The following is a 22,980-nucleotide window of genomic DNA, read 5'->3' as shown; positions in this document are numbered from 1 at the left end:
TTTGCCTGGTGTGCCCAGGACCTCAGCGATCTCGCCCGTCTTGAAGCTGGCATGACCGTTGCGGCGATGGCATCCGAACGCCAGCGCGGCAACGCGGACCCAAAGGGGCATTTCTGGATTGGCGGCGCGGCTCGCTGCGCGCTCCTTCCATACCGCTTGGCGGTGCATGGCGTAGGGGTTCTGCAGGCTCACGCCGCACCGCCGCGACGACGACGGGCCTCGACAGACCGCAGCGCCATCTTGGCGTAGTGAGCCTTGCGCAGGTTCTCGGCACGCTTAGCACGCTCGGCCGGCAATAGCTCGTTGTTGGGGTCGGCTTCGCGTTCAAACTTGTCCAGCACTCCACGACGGGCGGGGAGGGTGCGGGCAGCATGGTCAACGGTCTGTGCCCAGCCTTGGTGGGCGGCGATCTTTGCTCGCAGTGAGCGTTCAGTAGATGTCACGGGTTCTCCTCCGGGCACGACAAAGAGACCGCGATGCCTAAGGGCACCCGGTCTGAAAATGGGCAAAAGAAAAGCCACACCGAACGAGGGGGTGCGGCTCAAAAACGGATTACCGGCCTGAGGGCAGACTCCTGCCGAGGCCGTTTAGATGTAGCCTCCCAGTGATCCGAGAACCACTGCGCGAAGTCATGCTCGACCGACGGGCTACAAATTGTCCGTAAACGTTATGGAATGCTGATCCGGAATACCCGGGTACTCCCGGCGATCCGTGCAGCAGTTGTCTGTATGGAGTGCTGATCGGGCATTTCCCAGGGAGGCTGGCGAGCCCGCAGCAGTTGTCTCGTATGTCGCCGGACGTCACGCTTCTCAGGACCACTGACGGGTGCGCCGGATCGTTATATCTCGCTATGTCGCCGGTCGTACCGCTTCCCATGAGGCCATGACGGGGTCGCCGGATCGTTGTGCGGCCCATCGTACATGAAGTTCGTCAGAGGTCCCCGAGTGCAAGGTTGCGGGCCTCATCCACGGCGCGCTCGGCAGCGGTCGCCCCGGTGTACCGATCGATCATTTGCCGGTTAGACCACCCGGCCACGGCCATCAGCCCGCCCTCCGAGCCGCCGGCTCGAAGCCAGCGCGTGGCGGCAGTGTGGCGCGTCAAATGGACGTGGAAATCCGGAACGCCAGCCTCTCTGGCGCGGCGGCGCAGAGTCGCGGCCAAGGCCCAATAGCTGAAGGTCTTGATGTTGGCGCCGATGAAAAGTTGGGTGTTGCCGGTCTCCGCGTATTGGTGACGCAGGCGGAGGTAACGGTCAATCGCTGCAGCGGTCTGGGCTCCAAACGGAGCGAACCGGCCTTTGCCGCCCTTGCCGCGATGCACAGTGACCAGGCCGCGGGTGAGATCCACATCGGCGGTCTGAAGGTCGACCAACTCCGAGGCCCGGATGCCGGTCTCGATCAGTAGCCGGAGGATCGCTTCGTCACGGCGGTTGCGAAGTGTCTTGCCCTTGCAGGTATGTAGAAGGGCCTTGATCTGTTCGTCAGTCAGCGCGTTCGTAACCTTGCGGTCGACGCGCGGTGTCCGCATCCCGATCAGGGGGTTGGCGGGGATCTCGCCTTCCTCTTCTAGCCAAGTGGCGTAACGCTTTAACGCCCCCAGCCAAGTCGTTGCCGTCGCAGGTTGAGCACCGCCGTCCAGAAGGTCGACCACCCAACCCTGGGCGCCAACCTTCGTCAGCTGCGGGGGAGAGCCGGTGCGCTCACAGAAGTCGAGAAAAGATTTGACGCCCGACGTGTAGGTCACGATTGTGCGGGGCGAGAGCCGTGCGGAACGCATGTAGAGATGCCACGACGGCAGCAGAGCCTCAAGGTCTGGCAAACTTTCAGTCACATCAATATTGTGACATAGAACGTTATGGGCTTGGTGAAGTGTCGCAAACGTGTGTCGCGGAGGATCTCATCAGACCAGCTCCGAAGCATCAAATACCCAGCTCACATCCGCATTTGCAAGGTTCTCGAAGTGGTTGGGCGGCGCGAAGCTGACAAGGCTGTTCATGTCCCAATAGTCTTTCCAGACAGTGATTTTCCCGTCCGTCACCCGATGGACGGTGACGAACCGGAGCACACCCTGCTCGCCCGTCTCGAACGTCCAAGTCTCGGAGTGCTCGTATATCACGTCGGAGCCGTTGGACAGCAGCACGCCGTCGTGGTTCTCGTAGCCGGCCAGTGGAGCGAGACCCATCTTGAGCCGCTTCACGATGTCGTCGGGACCGCGTGCCGCAAGGGCGGGCACCGGCATGTCGACGTAAAGGCAGTCCGCCGACAAGAACGTCTTGACCGCATCCCAATCGCGCCGCGACAGCGCCTGCCACAGCCCGAGCACTGCCGCGGTCTCGACCGCATTCGTAGAAACCTCTGTCATGATCGCCAATAACACCCGGCCGCGGCACTGGTGTCAACGTCCCGGGCGCATACTCGCCTCAGTGAACCCGCTGCAGCGTTACCTCGCCGAAGAGATCGCGACCGATCACGTCGACGGTGTCCTCACCCGCCGCGAAGCGATGAGACGGCTTGGCCTGCTCGGGTTGACGACAGTGACTGCGGCCGCGCTCATCGCGTCCTGCAGCGAGGAGCCCGAGGAAGCTTCCACCCCTTCGCCGACGTCGCCCGACACCGCCGGCTCAGCACCGCAACCGCCGGGAATGGCCCACACGCTGCCGACCCAGCCGATCACCTGGCCGGGGCCCACCAGCCGGCTGCAAGCGGCCTGGTCCCAAACGGCCGACTCCAAGGGCGCCGTGCTGGTCATCCACGAGAACAAGGGGCTGAACGACTGGGTGCGATCGGTGGCGGGCCGTCTGGCCGGGGCCGGGTATTCGGCCATGGCCATCGACCTGCTGTCCGAGCAGGGTGGCACCGGAGCGTTCGCCGACCCGGCGCAGGCCACCGCCGCGTTGGGCGCGATCGCGCCGGAACAGTTCGTCCATGACCTGAATTCCGCTGTCGCGCAACTGAAGTTACGCGCTCCGGGCCAGAAGGTCGCCGTGGTCGGCTTCTGCTTCGGCGGCGGTCTGGTGTGGCAACTGCTGGCCTCCGGCGCGCTGGGAGTGTCGGCCGCGGTCCCATTCTATGGACCGTTGCCCGACAATCCCGACTTCACCGGATCCAAGGCCGCCGTGCTGGGTATCTACGGCGCCCTCGACACCCGGGTCACCGGGTCCCAGGCGGCGGCCAAGGCGGCCCTTGGTCGGGCCGGGTTGGTCAACGACCTGGTGGTCGAACCCAACGCCGACCACGCGTTTTTCAACGACACCGGCCCGCGCTACAACGCCGTGGCGGCTGCCGATGCATGGCAGCGGCTGCTGGACTGGTTCGGCCGCTACCTCACCTAACGTTGCGCGAGCAGTCCCCCGCAAGCGGGAGGTATACCCCAGCAAAAGCCCCTCATTTTGGCGCAAAATGGGGGCTTTTGTGTCTGCTCGCGGCTCCTAGGGGGAAACCATCGACCGCGCCGGCCCCAAGGTCACCGGCAGCGTCGACCACCCGCGCAGCACCCGCGTGTCCCGCCTGCTTCCCGCTCCGGCGGCCCGCACCTCAGGAAAGCGCTCGAAGAACGTCCGCAGCCCCACTTCACCCTCGGCGCGGGCGAGGGCGGCCCCGAGGCAGAAGTGCCGGCCACCGGAGAACGCAAGATGCTTGCCGGCATTGGGGCGTTCGATGTCGAAGCGGTGCGGATCGGGGAATACCTCGGGATCCCGGTTAGCGGCGGCCAGATAGACCACCACCATCTCGCCGCGGTTGATCCGCGTGCCCGCCGTCTCGACGTCATTGAGGGCCAGCCGCGCGGTCAGCTGAACCGGCGATTCCAGCCGCAGGATCTCCTCAACGGCGTTGGGCCACAACTCGGGACGTTGGCGCAGCGTGTCGAGGTGTTCGGGCGTATCGAGCAACATGCGAATTCCGTTGCCCAACAAGTTCACCGTGGTCTCGAACCCGGCGGCCAACACCAGCCCCGCGATGGCCTGAAGTTCACTCTGGCTGAGATGCGTTTCGGCAGAACCGGTTTCGGATTTCTGGATCAATTGACTCATCAAATCGTCACCCGGACTGCGCCGCAATTGCTCCAAATGGTCGGCGAGCCAGAAGTTGAACTCGGCGATCCCGTCCTGCACGCTGCGGTATTGGCGCCACGGCAATCCGAAGTCCAGGCTCGGCGCGGCCAGCTCACCGAATTCCAAAACGCGGCGCCGGTCCCGCTCGGGCACACCCAAAATGTCGCTGATGATCGCGACCGGGAGTTGCGAGCAATACCGTCCCACGATGTCCACCACATCGGAGACGCCGGACTGGTCGGCCAGTTGGTCCAAAAGCGTGACCGCCGTCTGCTCGACACCGTCACGCAATGCGGCGACCGCTCGGGAGGTGAACACCGCCGACACCGTCTTGCGGTAGCGCGTGTGATCGGGCGGCTCGACGGCCAGCAACGACGGGGCGCGCAGCGGATGAAGAAGATCGTCGCGCAAGCGGGTCTCCAGCCATCGCATCGGCGCCGGCAAGTTACCGCCGTACATCAACACCCGGAAGTCGTCGGACCGCAGCAGTTCATGGGCGAGCGAATGGCCGACGGCCAGGTAGGCGGTGCGGCCTTGCAGCAGCGGTCCCATCGGCCGCAGTTCCTCGTAGAACGGCACCGGGTCGGCGATCACGTCCGGATCGGCGATCAGCCTGGCCGGCGGTTCACCCCGCCGGACTCCGATCTTCGCGGCGCCACGGATAAACCCGTGCAGCGCAAGCCAGTGCAGTCTCTGCTTCACAGCTCCTCCATCGATCAGCCTGCCGCAGCGCGTCCCCCACCGAGCCTAGGCGCCTCAGCACTCGGCGGTGATCTTGAAGTCCGTCGTCACGACTTTGTTGGGATGGCTGTTGTTGATGCCGTATGCGCTGCCGGTAATGGTGTAAGTGCTTTGGGCCAGGTCGACGTGCGCATCACCCACCCCGCCTTGCCAGAAGCTTCCGGTGAACCCGCCGACGTTGCGGATCTTCACCCATTGGGGGATGACCCTCACGCCACTGAGCAGCACCACGGCTTCCACCCGGCCGTCGTGGTCGAGAATGTCGATGGTCCGGTAGCCCTGCATCTGGCTGCACGCGGGCGGCTGTGTGGTGTGGGTGTTCCCGTCGATGGTCAGGCGTGCGGCATGTCGGGGGATCGTTTCGGCCGCCCCGCACCCTGCGATGGTGGCGGCAAGGACCAACGCAACTGCGGCACGTACGACCAACCCGTAGCGCACCAGTTCACCTCGATTCTTTCGGCAACAGCCCGGGTAGCGCTTTGACGATGCTGCGCCGCACCAACTCCGGGCTGAGGCCCTTGATCCGGTCGATCCAGCGAATGCTGTTGGGCACGTACCAGTGCAACCGGGTCGGATGCTGGTAGGCCCGCCAGGCCACCTCGGCCACGCTGGACGCGGGCATCAGACGCATCATGCCCTTCTTGGGCGCGGTCGCGCGGAGCTCGTCGGCGGTCATCGTCGACGGGGCATCGTCGGAGTGATTGGGCGTCGAGGTCAGGATCGCGGTATCGATCAGACCGGGAAGCACGTCGGCGACCCGCACAGCATGGCGATGCCATTCCACGCTGAGCGCCTCGGTCAGCCCCTTGACCGCGTGCTTGGTCGACGAGTAGACAGCGATCCGCGGCATGCCGTAGGTGCCCGCTGACGACGACGTCGAAAACATCAGGCTGCCCGGAGTCTCTTTCAGGTAGGGCAGTGCGCCGTAGGCACCGGCCAGCACGGCTTTGTAGTTGACGTCGACGACGCGCATGGCGTCCTCGTACGGCACGTCCTCGAACCAGCCGGATTGGCCGATGCCGGCGTTGTTCCACATCATGTCCAGCCCGCCGCCCGGATTGCCGGCACAGAAGTCGGCCAGCGCACCGTCCAGGGCCGCCTTGTCGGTCACGTCGACGACACGGGTCCAGAGTCGCTCGGTGCCAAGCTGGCGGTTCAGTTCGGCCAGGCCGTCGTCGTTGCGGTCCACCGCGCCGACTCGCCAGCCCTTGGCGTGGAACAGCTTTGCGCCCTCGCGGCCCATTCCGCTGCCCGCGCCGGTGATGAAGACGGACTTCACCTCTCGACCACGGCCTTGATGCGTTCCAGCGTCTTGGTCATGTCGCGGATGTTGCGCCGTTTACGCAGCCAGCCGCCGAAGAGCCAGAAATACACGCTGCTGAACGCGGACGGGGTCATCCGAAATGACTCGGTAACGTCCGTACCGCCGCCCGCGGGCGCCAATCTGTAGTGCCAGTTATTGACCGCTCTGTCGCCGAGGAGGACCGCGAAACCGAACTCGCGGCCCGGCTCGCACGCGGTCACCTCGCATGTCGTCCAGTACACCGGCCCGATCTCGTTGCGCTTGACGTGCCCCCGGAATTTGGCGCCGAGCGCGGGGCCAGTCGCCTCGCCCAACCACTCCGACTCGAACACTTCTGGGGAAAACCGCGGTGTGTTGCGGACGTCTGCGATCACGTCCCAGACTTTGTCCGCGGGCGCCGCCATATGAACCGTTGCCGAACCTTCCATGACCCGATCCAAACACAGGTTCGCGCTGGGTCATAGGGCTTATCAGTGCGGGACCGCCGCCTGAATCAGCCCGTTGATGATCTGCTTGATGCCCTGGGCCGGGTGCGAATACCACGCGGTCGGCAGGCCCGAGGCTGAGCCACACTTCGGCCACGGGTCAAGGCCATCCTCAGCGAAAACCCGGTTCGCCACGGCGATTTGTTGGTCCTTGGACGCGGCGGCCGGGTTGCCGACCCCGCCGTATTGGGACCAAGTGGCCGGCTTGAATTGCAGCCCACCGTATTCGCCGTTTCCGGTGTTGGCCGCCCAGTTGCCGCCGGACTCGCACTGCGCGATCGCGTCCCAGTTCGGGGGCGCGGGGGCGGCGTTGGCCACACCGTCGGACACTGTCATCGACGCTGCAACGAAGCCGCCGAGCATGACGGACCCGACGAGAGGCTTGCAGAGTTTTTTCATGTCAAGCTTTTCGGCAGGCGTGTCCGAAGTGTTACTGATTCGAATAAATTGCGAGATAAGAATTCTATGGCAATGAAATCGGCACGTCAGATGCCAAATGAAAGCTTTTCTAAACGAAATCTATTAAGAGCAATAAGACCGAGTCGCCAATGCGAGGGCTCTTTGGTAGAGGTTGTCGAGCCGGCGAGCGCCGATGACCTCGCTGCTCGCAGCGTCGAGCGCGCCAGCGCACGCCGGCGAATGCAGAAAGTCCTAGTTCAGCGCGATCTGGGTCAGCATTGTCTGGTTGAGGGCATCGATCGTCGACCGTGACGCCGACAGGTCCGGTGCCGCGGCTGGCGCGTCGGACGGGTTGAACTTCCAATCCGCAAAGCGGCTGTATTCGATGGCCTCGGTGCCGTTGATCTGGTCCCCGAAGACGCGGGCGACATAATCCGCGTCAATGCGCTTCGCCGCAGCGTCGGCGCGCAACGCAGCGAGTTCTTGCTCGACGCGCGCTGGATCTACTACGGGGTCCACTGGGTTCTTCAAGGCCCCTTGGCCCAGCCATTTGAAAGCCGCCACCGGTTCGGCCAACTGCAACCGCGCCGCGGCGGCGTCGACCAACTCCGTCAGCGGGCTCGTGTTGTCAGCTCGCGCCTGCGGTGCGGGCAGTAGGACAAGCAGCGCGACCAGTGCTGCGCGCCTCATGTGGGAGATAGCCTGGCTGACATAGCTATACGCGGAGACTGGTTGCGCGCGCCGCGGGTTCGGACGCTGCTGGCTGCCGCGTTCGCGGTTTCGCTGCTGCTGGGCGGGGCTTTCCTGATCGTGAGCGCGCTTCGTCCGTCGCCGGCTGAAAAGCTCGACCATCCAGCCAGTCCGGTCAGCGACGATGCGACCGCGGCCCAGGTGGTCGAGTCGGCCAAACAAATCGTGAGCCTCGCCGGACTTCAGACGAAGTCGGCCGGCTATCTGCTGATGTCCTGTAAGAACCAGAACGACCCTCCCTATCAAGGTGCGATCTATCTGACCTTCACACTGCCCGCAGGGGCTCGGCCCGACACCTATTTCAAGACAATCGCGGCGATGCTGGTGACCCGGGGCTGGACGGAGGGCCTACCGCCCAACGAGCATATGTTCGGCGAGACCGTCTCCAAGGACGCCGTCACCGCCATCATCTATCCGCACGGCGACGACCCGGGCCTGGGAGTCCTGCGCGCCTACGGTGAGTGTCGCGACGTGAACGATCATCGCAAGGACGCATCCGGGTGGATCGACATCACCAATCAATTCCCGGGCCCTTAACGCACTACTGCGCTTGACACGCTGCCGTCAAGCGCAGTAGTGACTCCGAAAAGGGGAGGTTAGCCGCCGCCCCCGGGGGTAGCGCCCAAGGTGCCCTGCAGGTCACCCTTCATCGCGTTGAGCTGCGCACCCCAGTACTCCCAGCTGTGCGTGCCGTTGGCGTTGAAGTTGAACACCGCGTTGTGGCCACCGGCGGCGTTGTAAGCGTCCTGGAACTTCAGGTTGCTGCTGCGCACGAAGTTCTCCAGGAATTCGGCGGGCATGTTGGCGCCGCCCAACTCGGACGGGGTGCCATTACCGCAGTAGATCCACACCCGGGTGTTGTTGGCGACGAGCTTGCCGACCTGCAGCGTCGGGTCGTTGCGCTGCCAGGCGGGGTCGCTCGACGGCCCCCACATGGCGTCGGCCTTGTAACCGCCGGCGTCACCCATCGACAGGCCGATCAGGGAGGGTCCCATCCCCTGGGAGGGGTCCATCAGGGCCGACAGCGAGCCGGCGTAGATGAACTGGCCGGGGTGGTTGATAGCCAGGATCAACGCTGCCGAGCCGGACATGGAGATGCCGACCGCAGCGCTGCCGGTGGACTTGACCTGCCTTTCAGACGACAGGTAGCCCGGCAGCTCGCTGGTGACGAAGGTCTCCCACTTGTAGGTGGAGCAGCCGGCCTTACCGCAGGCGGGTTGGTACCAGTCGGCGTAGAAGCTGGACTGCCCGCCGACGGGCATGACGATCGACAGCCCCGACTTGTAGTACCACTCGAACGCCGGGGTGTTGATGTCCCAGCCGTTGTAGTCGTCCTGTGCGCGCAGCCCGTCCAGCAGGTACACGGCGGGGGAGCCGTTTCCGCCGCTCTGGAATTGGACCTTGATGTTGCGGCCCATCCCGGCCGACGGCACTTGCAGGTACTCGACGGGCAGACCTGGCCGCGAGAACGCCCCCGCGGTCGGCGCTCCGCCGGCAAGACCGACCAGGCCCGGCAGCGTGATAGCCGCCGCAGCACCGACCAAAAGCCGGCGCCACCAGGCCCGGACCTTCTCGCTCACGTCTGTCATACCTGCCCCTGTCTAATGTCGTGGCTGTACTCTCGGCAGGAATTTACCGTGCGAATAGCCCAAATGTCGATCGGGACGCGAACCAATCTCGGTTTTGTATCGGTTACCGCCATGAATACAGCAACTGTGATATCCGGGCGCCGACGGCGGTACAGGGCGTGCCCGCAGCACCTCGGCGCCCCCTCACGGAGCGAGAATCGCCAGCTAGCAGCCGGATCTGCGCACCCGAATCCAGCAGCCCGCAACGCACCGCCAAAAGCTACAAAGTGTCACTAAGCAAATGGCGTTTCCGTTCTTGGCCTAACCGTTCGCCGGCGCAATCCGCGTGCGGGTTTAGCCGTGTTGACCCGCCCTGGACGCAACTGAGCCAGAACTGAGCCGCAACTGCGCGCTGCGCATATCGCTGTGGGTCACCTGGGCCTTCGGCTGGTCTGCGCCACCGGGGCTCCCCAACTTGCGCCGACCGCGTAGGCTCACACGAAGCAAGCCGAGAGACCACGCTAGCCCGGTCCGTTCCGGCTCTCACGAATCACCGCACCCGCGGGCTTCATGGTGCGCGGCGGTGTAATTGGGGGCATCGGAGTTCCGGGGCCGATTGAGGTGCAAATTTTGGACACGGTACTAGGGGTATCAGTCACGCCGACCACCGTCGGGTGGGTCCTCGCGGAAGGACACGGCGCAGACGGCACGATCCTGGACCATCACGAGTTGAAGCTGCACGGTGGACGCGGCGTGCGCGCGGTGAGCACCGCGGAGCAGGTGGCAGACGAGGTGTTGCGGGTAGAGGCGCTGGCGGGCGCGAGCGATCACCGTGTGCGGGTCGTCGGAGTGACCTGGAACGACGATGCGTCCGCGGAAGCCGCGCTGTTGTTGGAGGCATTGACCGGCGCGGATTTCGACAACGTGGTGCCGGTTCCCTACCTCGAAGCACTCGAGACGCTTGCGCGAGCCATCGCACCGGTCATCGGCTACGAGCAGACCGCGGTGTGCATTCTCGAGCACGAGTGGGCCAACGTCGTCATGGTCGACGCCCACGATGGCGAGACGCGTACAGCCGTCAAGCATGTGCGCGGCGGTTTCGACGGGCTGACTTCCTGGCTGAGCGGAATGTTCGACCGCGACGGATGGCGTCCGTCGGGGGTACTCGTGGTGGGTTCGGACCTCGACATCAACGCCCTGTCATGGCAGCTCGAAAAGACTTTGCCGGTACCGGTTTTCGCGCAAAGCATGGCGCAGGTAACGGTCGCACGTGGCGCGGCGCTGGCGGCGGCGGCCAGCACCGAGTTCACCGACGAGCAGCTGCTGGTCGCGGCGGTCGGCGAGCCCGCCCCTGAGCCCGCTGCCCGGCCGCTGCAGTTCTCCTACGCCGGCGCGATGACCGCACTGGCCGCCGGTGCGGTCACCTTCGTCACATCGTTGTCGCTGGCCGTGGGCCTGCAGCTGGTGCCCGACAACGCTTCCGGAACGGCAAATCACCCGGTGCGCCCGTCGACGCCACCCGTCGAAATAGCTGTCGCGCCGCAGCCCGCGCCGCCACCTGCGCCCCGGGAGGCGGTACAACCCATGTGGCAGGCGCAACCGCCCGCCGGCCCTGCCGCCGCGCCGGGCGCGCTGCCCGCTGAGCCGATCGAACAACAGAACGCCAGGGTGCTCGAGCACATACCCGGCGCCTACGGCGATTCGGACTCACAGCCGTAGCGCACCGCGGTGAAAGACACCGCCACCTCGTCGACGACCTGCACCGACCCCATCAGAAGCGAGAACGGCTTGATGCCGTAATCCGATTGACGAACCGTGGATTCGGCAGACATTCGCCACGAGTCGCCGAGGTCTTCTGTGTGCAAATCGATTACGTGCTCTCGCGACTTTTTCCGGATCTGCAGCGTCCCGCTGAGGCGATACCCGTCGTCGGTTCTGTCGATGACGTCGGCGGCGAAGCGGATTTCGGGAAAGCGGCTGGCGTTCAACGACTTCAATGCGTTCGAGCGCACCACGGCCTTCTCTGGTCCGGACAATCCTTTGACCCCGCCCTCGCCGCGCAGCACCTCGAGCGAATCGGTGTCGACGACGAGCTCCGCCGTGACGGGTTCGCCGGCTTCCCAGTTCACCGTGGCCCGCCACCGCGTCATGGCGATGGTCAGCCGGTGGCCCATCCGCGCGGCTCTACCCGTGACACCGGTGCGAAGCTGCAACTCGCCGTCGGACGCGTCGAGCGTCCACACCATGGCCGTTGTCGCATTCACGTGGTGAGCACAGTGCGGTAGTGCGCGCGGCCCTGCTCCAACGCCGCGTAGCCCTCCGCGGCTTGCGACAACGGCAACTCCTCGATCCACGCCCGCACCCCGGACAAGACCGCGAAATGCATTGTGTCTTCGACATCTTTGGCGGTCCCGGAGGGATGGCCGACAATGCTGACGCCTGGCGTGATGAGCTGGATGGGACTGATCGGTAACGGTTCCGGCGTGACGCCGACGGTGACGAGCTCACCCTGGGGTGATATCCCGCCGACCGTGGCTGCCATGGCCCCCGAGTTGCCCGCGGTCGCCAACACAACCGCCGCACCGCCCAGAGCCTTCAGCGCTTCGGCCGGGTCGCTGGCGGTGGAGTCGATGTAGTGGTGAGCGCCCAACTTTCGCGCGTCATCGGCTTTGCCGGTTCCGCGATTGATCGCGATGGTCTCGAAACCCATCGCCCGGGCGAACTGCACACCGAGGTGACCCAGCCCGCCGACGCCGAGGATCGCGACCCGGTCGCCGGGCACGGCCTTCGTATGACGCAGGGCGTTGTACGTGGTGACGCCGGCGCAGCCCAGCGGGGCGGCTTCCGCGTCGGAGAGTTCGGCGGGAATCCGGGCCAAAGCGCTACCCGGCACGGTGACCGACTCCGCGTATCCGCCGGGGTACTGGTAGCTCGGGACTTTGCCGTTTTCGCAGTGAATGAGCTGGCCCTTGCGGCACTGATCGCAGTGGTAGCAGCACCCGCCGAACCAGCCGACCGCGACACGATCGCCGACCGCGAAACCCTCGACGCCCTCGCCGAGTTCGGCTATCTTTCCGGCGATTTCGTGCCCCGGGGTTAGCGGCCACGTCATGCCGGGGAATCCGCCGGCGACGAAGTGCGCGTCGGTGCCGCAGATGCCGCAGGCGCGCACGCTGATGCGTGCCTCGCCGCGCGCCGGTGGCGTGGTTTCGACCTCGACCAGCTCCAACGGCGCGTTTGCGGATTTTACGTGGACCGCTTGATGCGTGGGCACGTTATTTACCCGCGTCGTATCTCAGTGCGCGACGGGGCATTTCGCCCCGTTGGTGTGGTAGTCGACCTGCCAGTGCTTGATGCCGTTGAGCCAGCCAGATCGCAGCCGCTCGGGCTTGCCGATCGATTCCAGATCGGGCATGGCGTCGGCGATCGCGTTGAACATCAGGTCGATGGTCATCCGCGCCAAGTTGGCGCCGATGCAGTAGTGCGCGCCGGTGCCGCCGAATCCAACGTGCGGGTTGGGGTCGCGCAGGATGTTGAATTTGTACGGGTCGTCGAAGACCTCTTCGTCGAAGTTGGCCGAGCGGTAGAACATGATCACCCGCTGACCCTTCTTGATCTGCACACCGGACAACTCGTAGTCCTCCAGCGCGGTGCGCTGGAAACAGGTGACCGGGGTGGCCCAACGCACGATCTCGTCGGCGGCGGTTTCCGGGCGGTCCTTCTTGAACAGCTCCCACTGGTCGGGGTGGTCGGCGAAGGCCATCATGCCCTGCGTGATGGAGTTCCGGGTGGTCTCGTTACCCGCGACGGCGAGCATCACCACGAAGAATCCGAATTCGTCGTCGGTGAGCTTCTCCCCGTCGATGTCGGCCTCGATCAGTTGAGTCACGATGTCGTCGCCGGGGTTCTTGGCTTTTTCCTCGGCCATCTTCATCGCGTACATGATCAGCTCCGCGGAAGAGGACTTGGGATCGACGTCGGCGTACTCGGGGTCGTCGTTGCCGGTCATTTCGTTGGACCAGCGGAACAGCTTGTCGCGGTCTTCCTGAGGCACGCCGAGCAGACCCGCGATCGCTTGCAGCGGCAGCTCACAGGACACCTGCTCGACGAAGTCGCCGGAGCCGGCGGTGGCCGCCGTCTTCACGATGTTCTGGGCACGCTCATGCAGCTCGTCGTGCAGCCGCCCGACGGCGCGGGGCGTGAAGCCGCGAGAGATGATCTTGCGCAAGCGGGTGTGGTGCGGGGCGTCCATGTTCAACATGACGAACCGTTGAACCTCGATGTCCTCACGGGCGATGTCGTTGTTGAAGCGCGGGATCACCCCGTTCTCGTAGCTGGAGAAGATGTCGCTGCGCCGCGACACCTCCTTGACGTCCTCGAGTTTGGTGATGGCCCAGAAGCCACCGTCGTGGAAACCGCCGCCGTTACCCTGAGCCTGTTCGTTCCACCAGATCGGCGCGGAGGCGCGCAGCTCGGCGAACTCCTCCATCGGCAGCCGCTCGGTATAGATGTCAGGGTCGGTGAAATCGAACCCTGTGGGAAGATTGGGGGTAGGCATCAGTGCGCTCCTCAATGCAACGTGTTCTAGTGCCAGTAAAACATGCCTCCGCCGCAGACCAAAAGGCGTCAGAGCATCGTCGCTTGTCAGGGTAATGAAACGTGTTCTAGCCTGACCTCATGGGTAACCCGGTAATTGTTGAAGCCACCCGCAGCCCCATCGGCAAACGCGCCGGATGGTTGTCGGGGCTGCACGCCACCGAACTGCTGGGCTCGGTGCAGAAGGCGCTTGTGGACAAGGCCGGTATCGATGCCGGCGACGTCGAGCAGCTCATCGGCGGCTGCGTGACGCAGTACGCCGAGCAGTCCAACAACATCACCCGGACGGCGTGGCTGACGCTGGGTTTGCCCGAGCAGGTTGGCGCCACCACCGTCGACTGCCAATGCGGCAGCGGGCAGCAGGCCAACCACCTGATCGCCGGGCTGATCGCGGCGGGCGCCATCGACATTGGCATCGCCTGCGGGATCGAAGCGATGAGCCGGGTCGGCCTGGGCGCCAACGCCGGTCCCGACCGCAACTGGCGCGCCGAGTCCTGGGACATCGATCTGCCCGACCAGTTCACCGCCGCCGAGCGCATCGCCAAGCGCCGCGGCATCACCCGCGAGGACATCGACGAGTTCGGCCTGGCCTCCCAGCGGCATGCCAAGCGGGCGTGGGACGAGGGCCGTTTCGACCGGGAGATCTCCCCGATCGAGGCGCCGGTGCTCGACGAGCAGAAGCAACCCACCAGCGAGCGCCACATGGTCAGCCGTGACCAGGGTCTGCGGGACACCACGTTGGAGGGATTAAGCCAGCTCAAGCCGGTGCTCGACGGTGGCATCCACACCGCGGGCACGTCGTCGCAGATCTCCGACGGGGCGGCGGCGGTGCTGTGGATGGATGAGTCCGTGGCAAAAGCGCACGGCTTGCGCCCGCGGGCGCGGATCGTCAGCCAGGCGCTGGTCGGTGCCGAGCCCTACTACCACCTGGACGGGCCGGTGCAGTCCACCGCGAAGGTGCTGGAGAAGGCCGGTATGAAGATGGGCGATATCGACCTCGTCGAGATCAACGAGGCGTTCGCGTCGGTGGTGTTGTCCTGGGCGCGGGTGCACGACGCCGACATGGCCCGGGTCAACGTCAACGGCGGAGCGATCGCGCTGGGGCATCCGGTGGGTTGTACCGGCAGCCGGCTGTTCACCACCGCATTGCACGAGCTGGAGCGCTCCGATCAGAGCACGGCGCTGATCACGATGTGTGCCGGCGGCGCGCTGTCGACGGGCACCATCATCGAGCGCATCTAGTGGGCGCTTCCGACGACGATCGCATCGCCGCGGCCCAGTCCTACATCGACGCACTGGTCAGTCACGACGGCGATGCGGTCCCGTTCGCGCCGGACTGCATTCGGATCGAGCAGGGCATCAAAACCGGCTTTTCCGGAAATCACCTGCGGCGCAGCCTCAACCGCGGTCCGCAATTCCGGATCATCGCTGCGACAACGCCGCCGGAGTACACGATCAACGGCGACGAGATCCGCGCGGTGTACAACGTCGTGACCAAGGTCCAGCTCGGCGGGCGGCGGTTCGCGGCGCATGTTGACGAGACGTTCGTGATCCCGGTCGGGGGTACAGCGATCCACCACATCGGGGTTCGGATGCGCCCGTTCTTCAAGCGAATTTAGAATCGGCGTCATGCCCGCCAAACCGCGACCTCGGTATTTGAACTCGCCGCTGCTCGACATCTTCCTCAAGTGGATGTCGCGCATCAACACCTTCATGTACCGCCGTGGCGGCGGGGAGGGACTTGGCACCACATTCCAGAAGATTCCCGTCGCGCTGCTGACCACCACCGGCCGGAAGACCGGGCAGCCGCGGGTCAGCCCACTGTATTTCCTGCGCGACGGCGATCGTGTCATCGTGGCCGCATCTAGGAGCGGCACCGACAAGAATCCGATGTGTTACCTGAATCTCAAGGCCAATCCCAAAGTTTCCGTTCAGATCAGAAAAGAAGTGCTCGACCTGACGGCGCGGGATGCCACCGACGAAGAGCGCGCCAACTACTGGCCGCAACTGGTGAAGATGTACCCGACCTACGAGGACTACCAGTCGTGGACCGATCGGGTCATCCCGCTGGTGGTGTGTGAACCGGCTTAAATCTACCTGTGATTTGTCTTAAACTTCGAGGTAGGATGCGGTAAATTGCCCTCACAATCCACGGCAACGGGAGAAGTGATGAGCAATCGAAACCGGCTCCGCGTTGCTACCGTCGGGCTGCTCTCAACGGGCCTGCTGTCCATCGGTTCGGCGCTGGCCTGGGCCGACGACGGGTCGATCGTGCTGGACTTTGTCCGGCACGGCGAATCCGGCGACATGACCGTGGTCAACACGGTGGTGCCCGGCCCCGAGCTCACCGACACCGGCGACCAACAGGCCGACGACCTCGTTAAGGTACTGTCGGGCAACGGAATAGACGACATCTATGCGTCGACGATGATCAGGTCGCAGGAGACCGCAACGCCGCTGGCCGATGCGCTGCATTTGCCCATCCAAGCACTGCCCGGGCTGAACGAAATCGACGCCGGCATCTTCGAAGGCATACCGGTGAACATCGGAGACCTCCCGGTGGGCGGCGCCCTCTATCTGCTCGCCCCGCTCGCCTGGACCCTCGGTTTGGACTTCGTTCCACAGCTGGGTTCCACCGTCGACCCCAATGGAATCGCCTTCGACGAAAGCTTCAGCGGCGCGGTGCAATACATCTACGACGGCAGCGTCGGGTCAGACACGGGCAACATCACCGATGCGGTGTTCTCGCATGAAGGCGCCATCGCGATCTGGACACTGATGAACGTGAACAACCCCGATTTCGCGCTCGTGCTCCAGGAATTCCTCAACACCGGCGAACTGCTGCCCTACACGGGCCAAGTCGTGGTCGACGGCTCACCCGGGGATTGGACACTGGTCAGCTGGGACGGGACTCCGGTGCCACAGGACCTGGGATTGCCGACGGACCTGTTCGTCGACTGGCGTGATCTGATCACGGCGCCGCAGTTCGCCGGCTACGACATCTACGAGGCTCTGCTGTCCGGCAATTCGGCGACGATCGAGACCGCGATTCAGGCCGGAGTCAGCCAAATCGACACGGCGCTCACCCAATTCCCGGTCGCGGTGTTGGATGACATCGTCAGCGCGTTCGGTGGCGCCATCTAAGCCAATCTCGTTGACGGCGAACGAATTCCGCATCGACGACACCGCCGTGACCCGGCACGTAGATGGCGTCGGGTCCGCCGACGGCAAGCAGCCGGTCAAGCGTGTCCGGCCACGCCGCCACATCGGAGTCGGCATCGATCGCCGGGTCGCCGGATTCCTCGATGAGATCACCACTGAAGACCACCAGCCGCTCGCCGTCATCACCCGGCACCACCACGACTAGATCCGCGTCAGTGTGGCCGCGTCCCAGGTGCGCGATCGTCACGTGAAAGTTGCCGAGGTCGATCACCGCGTGGTCAATGGCGTGTTGCGGCGGTCGAAGGGCAGCGATTGCCCGGTCGACCTCATCGACGTCGGCACCGTAACCTAAGGCGTCGTCACGAAGCTGCTCGATGGTCACCGTGAGGTGGTCGAAAACCTTTGGTGCGCAGTATATTTCAGCGTCCGCGAAGACTCCGGAACCCAATACGTGATCGAAGTGCTTGTGGGTCAACACCACATGCGTCACACGGTGTCCGGTGATCTGGTGCACATCGGCGTCGATCGTGGCTGCTTCCGTCAGCGTGGTTCCGGTGTCGACGAGCAGCGCGCCCGTTCGGCCCTGCACCAGACCGACGGTGACATCGAGAAACGATAGCCGACAACGATGCACGCTGTCGGTCAGCCGCTCCCAGTCGAAGTGCACACCGACCCCGCGGCGGCTGTTGCTAGGCGCCGTACACCGGCACCGCAGGCCGAGACTTGGCGAGTAGCTCGCTGACTACCGGGCCCAATTCCGCCGGATCCCACTTGGCACCCTTGTCGATCTGCGGACCGTGTGCCCAGCCTTCAGCGATGCGGATTTTGCCGCCCTCGACCTCGAACACCTTCCCGGTGATATCCCGGGATTCAGCGCTGCCCAGCCAGACCACCAGCGGCGAGATGTTCTCGGGCGCCATGGAGTCGAAATCGTCGTCCTGCGTGGCCATCATCTCGGCAAAAACCGTCTCGGTCATCCGGGTGCGGGCGGACGGCGCGATCGCGTTGACGGTGACGCCGTACCGACCCATTTCGGCTGCGCCGACGAGAGTCAGTGCCGCGATGCCGGCCTTGGCGGCACTGTAGTTACCCTGCCCGACGCTGCCCTGCAGTCCGGCACCGGAACTGGTGTTGATGATCCGCGCGTCAACGGTTTTGCCCTCTTTCGACAGTCCCCGCCAATACGACGCGGCGTGCCGCATCGCCGCGAAGTGGCCCTTGAGGTGCACCGCAATAACAGCGTCGAACTCTTCCTCGATGGTGTTGGCCATCATCCGGTCGCGCACGATGCCGGCGTTGTTCACCAGGACGTCGAGGCCACCGAACGTGTCGACGGCGGTCTGGACCAGGGCGGCCGCTTGATCCCAGTCCGCAATGTTGGATCCGCTGGCGACGGCTTCGCCACCGGCGGCGGTGATCTCGTCGACCACGCTCTGCGCAGCGCTGCCGCCGCTTGCTGGTGACCCGTCCAGGCCCACACCGATGTCGTTGACCACGACGCGCGCACCTTCGGCGGCGAAGGCCAGGGCGTGAGCGCGCCCGATACCGCCGCCCGCACCGGTGACGATGACGACACGGCCGTCGACCACGCCCATATTTCTCGTCTCCTCTACTTGATCGCGCTGGCGTTCGTTGTCGCCAGATAGTGCGGGGGCTCGCCTCCGCCGTGTACCTCCAACGAGGCGCCGCTGATGTAGGACGCTGCGTCCGAGGCCAGAAATGCAGCGGCCCAACCGACGTCGGCAGGTGTGGCCAGCCGGCCCAGTGGCACGTTCTTCGAAATCGCGGCGATCGACTCGGCGTCGCCATAGAACAGTTCCGATTGTTCGGTTTCGACCATGCCGACCACGCAGGCGTTTACCCGCACCTTGGGCCCCCATTCCACCGCCAGCGTCTGCGTGAGGCTCTCCAGCCCAGCTTTGGCCGCCCCATATGCGCCGGTGCCCGGGGAGGGTCGCCGGCCGCTGAGACTGCAGATATTGACGATCGACCCGCCGCGCTCCTGCTTTTGCATCGTGTCGTTGGCGTGCTGGGAAACCGACAGCGCACCAATCAAATTGAGCTCGATGATCTTGCGGTTGAACTTCGCGCTGGAATCCGCGGTCAGCACATAGGGCGAACCGCCGGCATTGTTCACGACGACGTCGAGGCGGCCGTGCCGATCGACGACCGCGTCGATCATCGCCTTGACAGCGTCGTCGTCACGGACGTCGCAGGAGTGGAACTCGTAGGGCAGGCCCTCGACCGCGCGTCTGGCACAAGTCACCACGGTGGCACCCTGTCCGGCGAAGATTGAACTGATGCCGGCGCCGACCCCCCGAACGCCGCCGGTCACCAGAATGACCCGGCCGGCGAGCCCGAGGCTGATCTCGGGGACTCCTCCGGCGTGGGTCACTGTGCTAGCGTACCAAGCAAGTGCTTGCTTAGGTAATCGTCCCCCAAGGAAGTGGCCGAGGATCTCGATGACAATCACGTCACGCATCACCGAACCCGGGATAGTCGCGGTGACCGTCGACTTTCCCCCTGTCAACGCCATCCCATCGCGCGGCTGGTTCGACCTCGCCGACGCGCTGACCGCCGCCGGCGACAACCCAGACACGCACGCGGTGATCCTGCGGGCCGAGGGCCGCGGCTTCAACGCCGGGGTGGACATCAAGGAAATGCAGCGCACCGAAGGATTCACCGCGCTGATCGACGCCAACCGCGGCTGCTTTGCCGCCTTCCGCGCGGTCTACGAGTGCGCGGTGCCGGTGATCGCCGCGGTCAACGGATTCTGCGTCGGCGGCGGCATCGGCCTGGTGGGTAACGCCGACGTGATCGTGGCCTCCGAAGATGCGACCTTCGGGCTGCCCGAGGTCGAGCGTGGCGCGTTGGGTGCGGCCACCCATCTGTCCCGGTTGGTGCCACAGCACTTGATGCGGCGACTGTTCTTCACGGCGGCCACCGTGGACGCCGCCACCCTGCACCACTTCGGCTCGGTGCACGAAGTCGTGCCGCGAGACGAACTCGATGAAGCCGCGCTGCGGGTGGCGCGCGATATCGCCGCCAAAGACACCCGGGTGATCCGCGCCGCCAAGGAGGCCCTGAACTTGATCGACGTCCAGCGCGTCAACTCCAGTTACCGCATGGAGCAAGGCTTTACCTTCGAGCTCAATCTCGCCGGGGTCTCCGACGAGCACCGCGACGCGTTCGCCGGTACGGCGAAGGGCAAGAAAGAGTGAGCGACAAACGGACCACCCTCGACGACGCCGTCGCCCAACTGCGCAGCGGCATGACCATCGGCATCGGCGGCTGGGGATCGCGACGCAAACCGATGGCGTTCGTGCGCGCCCTGCTGCGCACCGACGTCACGGACCTGACCGTGGTCACCTATGGCGGCCCGGATTTGGGACTGCTGTGCTCGGCCGGCAAGGTGCGACGCGTCTACTACGGCTTCGTCTCGCTGGACTCGCCGCCGTTCTATGACCCCTGGTTCGGCAAAGCCCGCACCACCGGATCCATCGAGGCCCGAGAAATGGACGAGGGCATGCTGCGTTGCGGTCTGCAAGCCGCCGCGCAGCGGCTGCCGTTCCTGCCGATCCGCGCCGGGCTGGGCAGCTCGGTCCCGGACTTCTGGGAGGGCGAATTGCGAACGGTCACCAGCCCTTACCCGGCTCCAGGCGGTGGACACGAAACGCTGATCGCGATGCCGGCGCTGCGTCTGGACGCCGCCTTTGTCCACCTCAATCTCGGTGACTCTCAAGGTAATGCCGCGTACACCGGCATCGACCCCTACTTCGACGACCTGTTTTTGATGGCCGCCGACACGCGCTACCTGTCCGTGGAGCACGTCGTCTCAACCGATGAACTCATCAAAGCGGTGCCGCCGCAGGCGCTGCTGGTGAACCGGATGATGGTCGACGCCGTGGTGGAAGCGCCCGGCGGTGCACATTTCACGACGGCAGCACCCGATTACGGCCGAGACGAGAAGTTTCAGCGCCACTACGCCGAAGCGGCCTCAACAGACGAGGGTTGGCAGAAATTCGTGCAGACCTACCTGTCCGGCGGCGAAGCCGAATACCAGGCGGCCGTGCGCAAGTTCGCAGAGGAGGCGGCTTCGTGACTGACACCGCAAGCACCCGAGCCGAGGTCTGTGCGGTCGCCTGCGCCGAATTATTCAGAGACGCCGGCGAGATCATGGTCAGCCCGATGACCAACATGGCCTCGGTCGGCGCGCGGCTGGCGCGCTTGACCTTCTCCCCCGACATTCTGTTGACCGACGGCGAGGCGCAACTTCTGGCAGACACCCCGGCGCTGGGCGGGTCGGGAGCCGTCGAGGGCTGGATGCCGTTCGGTCGGGTGTTCGAGACGCTCTCGTGGGGACGGCGCCACGTCGTGATGGGCGCCAATCAGGTTGACCGCTATGGCAATCAGAACATCTCGGCGTTCGGGCCGCTGCAGCACCCGACCCGCCAGATGTTCGGCCTCCGGGGCGCGCCCGGCAACGCGATCAACCACGCGACCAGCTATTGGGTGGGTAGCCATTCCAAGCGGGTGTTCTGCGACGCCGTCGATGTGGTCTGCGGTGTCGGCTGGGACAAGGTGGACACCGACAACCCGGCGTTCCGGTTCGCCAACACGTACCGCGTCGTGTCCAATCTCGGCGTGTTCGACTTCAGCGGGCCGAACCATACGATGCGGGCGCTGACGTTGCACCCGGGTGTTTCGCCCGATGACGTCCACGAGAACACCTCGTTCGAGGTGCACGGTCTCGACGAGGCGAAAGAGACCAGGCTGCCATCCGACGATGAATCACGCCTGATTCGGGAAGTCATCGACCCGAAAGCATTGCGCGACCGAGAGATACGTTCATGAGATTGCGCACGCCGCTGACCGAGCTGGTCGGTATCGAGCATCCAGTGGTGCAAACCGGGATGGGGTGGGTAGCGGGCGCCCGGCTGGTCTCGGCGACGGCCAATGCGGGCGGCCTCGGCATTTTGGCCTCGGCCACCATGACACTCGACGAACTGGCCACCGCGATCGGGAAGGTCAAGGCGGCTACTGACAAGCCGTTCGGTGTCAACATCCGCGCCGATGCTGGCGACGCCGCCGACCGGGTGGACATGATGATCCGCGAAGGCGTCAGGGTGGCATCGTTCGCATTGGCACCCAAGCAAGAGTTGATCAGCAAGCTGAAAGATGCCGCTGCGGTGGTGATTCCGTCGGTCGGTCTTGCGAAGCATGCGCGCAAGGTGGCCTCCTGGGGCGCCGACGCGGTCATCGTCCAAGGCGGCGAAGGCGGAGGTCATACCGGGCCGATCGCCACCACGCTGCTGTTGCCGTCGGTGCTTGACGCGGTGAGCATCCCGGTCATCGCGGCGGGCGGCTTCTTCGACGGTCGCGGCCTAGCCGCAGCGCTGTCCTATGGCGCGGCCGGGGTGGCCATGGGTACCCGATTCCTGCTCACGTCGGATTCCACCGTGCCCGACGCGGTCAAGCAACGCTATCTGCAGGCCGGACTGGACGGCACCGTCGTCACTACCCGCGTCGACGGCATGCCGCACCGCGTGTTGCGCACCGGGCTGGTCGAGAAGCTGGAAAGCGGCTCGCGGGCAAGAGGTTTCACCACGGCCGTGCGCAACGCCGCGAAGTTCAAGAAAATGTCACAGATGACCTGGGCGTCGATGATTCGCGACGGCCTGGCGATGCGGCACGGCAAGGAACTCAGCTGGTCGCAGGTTGTGATGGCGGCCAACACCCCGATGCTGCTGAAAGCCGGTCTGGTCGAAGGCAATACCGACGCCGGAGTGCTCGCATCCGGTCAGGTGGCCGGCATCGTCGAGGACCTGCTGTCGTGCGCAGAGCTGATCGAGACAATCGTCGCCGAGGCCGTCAAACACCTACAGTCGGCATCCGCGTTCATCCAGGATTAAAAGGTCGCCCGCA

The 22,980-nt window shown here is 64.9% G+C and carries 27 protein-coding genes and 1 pseudogene; 11 read left to right on the top strand and 17 right to left on the bottom strand.

The genetic code is table 11. The annotated features are described in order from the left end of the window. The 4 genes from ACLQI9_RS02935 to ACLQI9_RS02920 form a co-directional block, all read right to left on the bottom strand. Positions 1 to 192 (bottom strand): hypothetical protein (locus tag ACLQI9_RS02935; RefSeq protein WP_442390969.1); only part of this gene is annotated, 192 nt, incomplete at its 3' end. Further along, entirely contained in the window at positions 189 to 443 is a 255-nt protein-coding gene (locus tag ACLQI9_RS02930) for a hypothetical protein (protein WP_442390967.1), read from the bottom strand. The genes ACLQI9_RS02935 and ACLQI9_RS02930, both read right to left, overlap by 4 nt. Before the next feature lie 487 nt (positions 444 to 930). Further along, a complete protein-coding gene (locus ACLQI9_RS02925) occupies positions 931 to 1,830 on the bottom strand; it encodes a tyrosine-type recombinase/integrase (protein WP_442390965.1) in 900 nt (299 codons plus the stop codon). Positions 1,831 to 1,899: 69 nt separating this feature from the next. Further along, positions 1,900 to 2,361 carry a nuclear transport factor 2 family protein gene (locus ACLQI9_RS02920; RefSeq protein WP_424076351.1) on the bottom strand — a complete coding sequence of 154 codons (462 nt, stop codon included), beginning with the start codon at positions 2,359 to 2,361 and terminating at the stop codon, positions 1,900 to 1,902. 61 nt (positions 2,362 to 2,422) lie between these two features. Between ACLQI9_RS02920 and ACLQI9_RS02915 the strand changes: the two genes are divergently transcribed. Further along, positions 2,423 to 3,331 carry a dienelactone hydrolase family protein gene (locus tag ACLQI9_RS02915; RefSeq protein WP_442390963.1) on the top strand — a complete coding sequence of 303 codons (909 nt, stop codon included), beginning with the start codon at positions 2,423 to 2,425 and terminating at the stop codon, positions 3,329 to 3,331. 96 nt (positions 3,332 to 3,427) lie between these two features. Here the strand turns inward: ACLQI9_RS02915 and ACLQI9_RS02910 are convergent, their stop codons facing one another. The 6 genes and pseudogenes from ACLQI9_RS02910 to ACLQI9_RS02885 all read right to left on the bottom strand — a co-directional run bounded on the left by ACLQI9_RS02910 (position 3,428) and on the right by ACLQI9_RS02885 (position 7,669). Continuing rightward, positions 3,428 to 4,753: a cytochrome P450 gene (locus tag ACLQI9_RS02910; protein ID WP_442390961.1), complete on the bottom strand. Its 1,326-nt coding sequence runs from the start codon at positions 4,751 to 4,753 to the stop codon at positions 3,428 to 3,430. Between the two features lie 54 nt (positions 4,754 to 4,807). Next, on the bottom strand, positions 4,808 to 5,233 hold the full coding sequence (locus ACLQI9_RS02905; protein ID WP_442390973.1) for a lipoprotein LpqH: 426 nt from the start codon (positions 5,231 to 5,233) through the stop codon (positions 4,808 to 4,810). Position 5,234: 1 nt separating this feature from the next. Further along, the gene (locus ACLQI9_RS02900; RefSeq protein WP_442390959.1) at positions 5,235 to 6,071 is read right to left on the bottom strand and encodes an SDR family oxidoreductase; all 837 of its coding nucleotides are present in this window, start codon (positions 6,069 to 6,071) and stop codon (positions 5,235 to 5,237) included. Then, positions 6,068 to 6,541, bottom strand: coding sequence for an SRPBCC family protein (locus tag ACLQI9_RS02895; RefSeq protein ID WP_442390971.1), 474 nt, complete (start codon positions 6,539 to 6,541; stop codon positions 6,068 to 6,070). The genes ACLQI9_RS02900 and ACLQI9_RS02895 overlap by 4 nt, the downstream gene beginning before the upstream one ends. Positions 6,542 to 6,565: 24 nt before the next feature. Continuing rightward, positions 6,566 to 6,979, bottom strand: a complete 414-nt coding sequence (rpfC, locus tag ACLQI9_RS02890; RefSeq protein ID WP_442390957.1) for a resuscitation-promoting factor RpfC — start codon at positions 6,977 to 6,979, stop codon at positions 6,566 to 6,568. Between the two features lie 123 nt (positions 6,980 to 7,102). Further along, positions 7,103 to 7,669, bottom strand: a pseudogene (locus tag ACLQI9_RS02885) (chorismate mutase). Positions 7,670 to 7,711: 42 nt separating this feature from the next. On the opposite strand from ACLQI9_RS02885, the gene ACLQI9_RS02880 reads away from it, so the two are divergent. After that, positions 7,712 to 8,266 (top strand): hypothetical protein, encoded by a 555-nt coding sequence (locus ACLQI9_RS02880; protein WP_424076345.1) that lies wholly within the window; start codon positions 7,712 to 7,714, stop codon positions 8,264 to 8,266. 59 nt (positions 8,267 to 8,325) lie between these two features. On the opposite strand, the gene ag85B is transcribed toward ACLQI9_RS02880, so the two are convergent. Continuing rightward, the gene (ag85B, locus tag ACLQI9_RS02875) at positions 8,326 to 9,318 is read right to left on the bottom strand and encodes a diacylglycerol acyltransferase/mycolyltransferase Ag85B (protein WP_424076344.1); all 993 of its coding nucleotides are present in this window, start codon (positions 9,316 to 9,318) and stop codon (positions 8,326 to 8,328) included. A gap of 609 nt (positions 9,319 to 9,927) precedes the next feature. Between ag85B and ACLQI9_RS02870 the strand changes: the two genes are divergently transcribed. Next, positions 9,928 to 11,016 carry a DUF7159 family protein gene (locus ACLQI9_RS02870; protein WP_442390954.1) on the top strand — a complete coding sequence of 363 codons (1,089 nt, stop codon included), beginning with the start codon at positions 9,928 to 9,930 and terminating at the stop codon, positions 11,014 to 11,016. Here the strand turns inward: ACLQI9_RS02870 and ACLQI9_RS02865 are convergent. From ACLQI9_RS02865 to ACLQI9_RS02855, 3 genes are read right to left on the bottom strand one after another with little or no spacing between them, the layout of a single operon-like run. Beyond that, the gene (locus ACLQI9_RS02865; RefSeq protein ID WP_424072991.1) at positions 10,989 to 11,543 is read right to left on the bottom strand and encodes a YceI family protein; all 555 of its coding nucleotides are present in this window, start codon (positions 11,541 to 11,543) and stop codon (positions 10,989 to 10,991) included. The genes ACLQI9_RS02870 and ACLQI9_RS02865 overlap by 28 nt on opposite strands. Before the next feature lie 14 nt (positions 11,544 to 11,557). Continuing rightward, the gene (locus tag ACLQI9_RS02860; RefSeq protein ID WP_424072989.1) at positions 11,558 to 12,571 is read right to left on the bottom strand and encodes an alcohol dehydrogenase catalytic domain-containing protein; all 1,014 of its coding nucleotides are present in this window, start codon (positions 12,569 to 12,571) and stop codon (positions 11,558 to 11,560) included. Positions 12,572 to 12,592: 21 nt separating this feature from the next. Further along, positions 12,593 to 13,855, bottom strand: coding sequence for a cytochrome P450 (locus ACLQI9_RS02855; protein WP_442390951.1), 1,263 nt, complete (start codon positions 13,853 to 13,855; stop codon positions 12,593 to 12,595). Between the two features lie 119 nt (positions 13,856 to 13,974). On the opposite strand from ACLQI9_RS02855, the gene ACLQI9_RS02850 reads away from it, so the two are divergent. From ACLQI9_RS02850 to ACLQI9_RS02835, 4 genes are all read left to right on the top strand, one after another. Further along, on the top strand, positions 13,975 to 15,135 hold the full coding sequence (locus ACLQI9_RS02850) for a steroid 3-ketoacyl-CoA thiolase (protein WP_442379560.1): 1,161 nt from the start codon (positions 13,975 to 13,977) through the stop codon (positions 15,133 to 15,135). After that, positions 15,135 to 15,512 carry a hypothetical protein gene (locus ACLQI9_RS02845; protein WP_442379558.1) on the top strand — a complete coding sequence of 126 codons (378 nt, stop codon included), beginning with the start codon at positions 15,135 to 15,137 and terminating at the stop codon, positions 15,510 to 15,512. The genes ACLQI9_RS02850 and ACLQI9_RS02845 overlap by 1 nt, the downstream gene beginning before the upstream one ends. Positions 15,513 to 15,522: 10 nt before the next feature. Further along, positions 15,523 to 15,984 (top strand): nitroreductase family deazaflavin-dependent oxidoreductase, encoded by a 462-nt coding sequence (locus tag ACLQI9_RS02840; RefSeq protein WP_442390949.1) that lies wholly within the window; start codon positions 15,523 to 15,525, stop codon positions 15,982 to 15,984. 78 nt (positions 15,985 to 16,062) lie between these two features. Beyond that, complete coding sequence (locus ACLQI9_RS02835) at positions 16,063 to 17,037, top strand: histidine phosphatase family protein (RefSeq protein WP_442379554.1); 975 nt, start codon at positions 16,063 to 16,065, stop codon at positions 17,035 to 17,037. Here the strand turns inward: ACLQI9_RS02835 and ACLQI9_RS02830 are convergent. The 3 genes from ACLQI9_RS02830 to ACLQI9_RS02820 are packed head-to-tail and all read right to left on the bottom strand — an operon-like array spanning position 17,012 to position 19,423. Continuing rightward, positions 17,012 to 17,722 (bottom strand): MBL fold metallo-hydrolase, encoded by a 711-nt coding sequence (locus tag ACLQI9_RS02830; protein ID WP_442390947.1) that lies wholly within the window; start codon positions 17,720 to 17,722, stop codon positions 17,012 to 17,014. The genes ACLQI9_RS02835 and ACLQI9_RS02830 overlap by 26 nt on opposite strands. A gap of 22 nt (positions 17,723 to 17,744) precedes the next feature. After that, positions 17,745 to 18,650, bottom strand: coding sequence for an SDR family oxidoreductase (locus ACLQI9_RS02825; protein ID WP_442379550.1), 906 nt, complete (start codon positions 18,648 to 18,650; stop codon positions 17,745 to 17,747). A 14-nt stretch (positions 18,651 to 18,664) separates the two neighbouring features. Beyond that, positions 18,665 to 19,423, bottom strand: coding sequence for an SDR family oxidoreductase (locus tag ACLQI9_RS02820; protein ID WP_442379627.1), 759 nt, complete (start codon positions 19,421 to 19,423; stop codon positions 18,665 to 18,667). Between the two features lie 94 nt (positions 19,424 to 19,517). On the opposite strand from ACLQI9_RS02820, the gene echA20 reads away from it, so the two are divergent. The 4 genes from echA20 to ipdC are packed head-to-tail and all read left to right on the top strand — an operon-like array spanning position 19,518 to position 22,967. Beyond that, positions 19,518 to 20,276: a (7aS)-7a-methyl-1,5-dioxo-2,3,5,6,7,7a-hexahydro-1H-indene-carboxyl-CoA hydrolase gene (echA20, locus tag ACLQI9_RS02815; protein WP_442379548.1), complete on the top strand. Its 759-nt coding sequence runs from the start codon at positions 19,518 to 19,520 to the stop codon at positions 20,274 to 20,276. After that, the gene (gene ipdA / locus ACLQI9_RS02810) at positions 20,273 to 21,157 is read left to right on the top strand and encodes a cholesterol ring-cleaving hydrolase subunit IpdA (protein ID WP_442379546.1); all 885 of its coding nucleotides are present in this window, start codon (positions 20,273 to 20,275) and stop codon (positions 21,155 to 21,157) included. The genes echA20 and ipdA overlap by 4 nt, the downstream gene beginning before the upstream one ends. Beyond that, positions 21,154 to 21,909 (top strand): cholesterol ring-cleaving hydrolase subunit IpdB, encoded by a 756-nt coding sequence (gene ipdB, locus ACLQI9_RS02805; RefSeq protein ID WP_442390945.1) that lies wholly within the window; start codon positions 21,154 to 21,156, stop codon positions 21,907 to 21,909. The genes ipdA and ipdB overlap by 4 nt, the downstream gene beginning before the upstream one ends. Then, positions 21,906 to 22,967: a (3aS,4S,5R,7aS)-5-hydroxy-7a-methyl-1-oxo-octahydro-1H-indene-4-carboxyl-CoA dehydrogenase gene (ipdC, locus tag ACLQI9_RS02800; protein WP_442379542.1), complete on the top strand. Its 1,062-nt coding sequence runs from the start codon at positions 21,906 to 21,908 to the stop codon at positions 22,965 to 22,967. Before ipdB ends, ipdC begins: the two co-directional genes overlap by 4 nt. Positions 22,968 to 22,980 lie beyond the last annotated feature (13 nt).

This window comes from Mycobacterium sp. (assembly GCF_052143115.1).
In the GTDB taxonomy this organism is placed as follows: Bacteria; Actinomycetota; Actinomycetes; order Mycobacteriales; family Mycobacteriaceae; genus Mycobacterium.
This window is presented reverse-complemented; position numbering and strand designations above follow the sequence as displayed.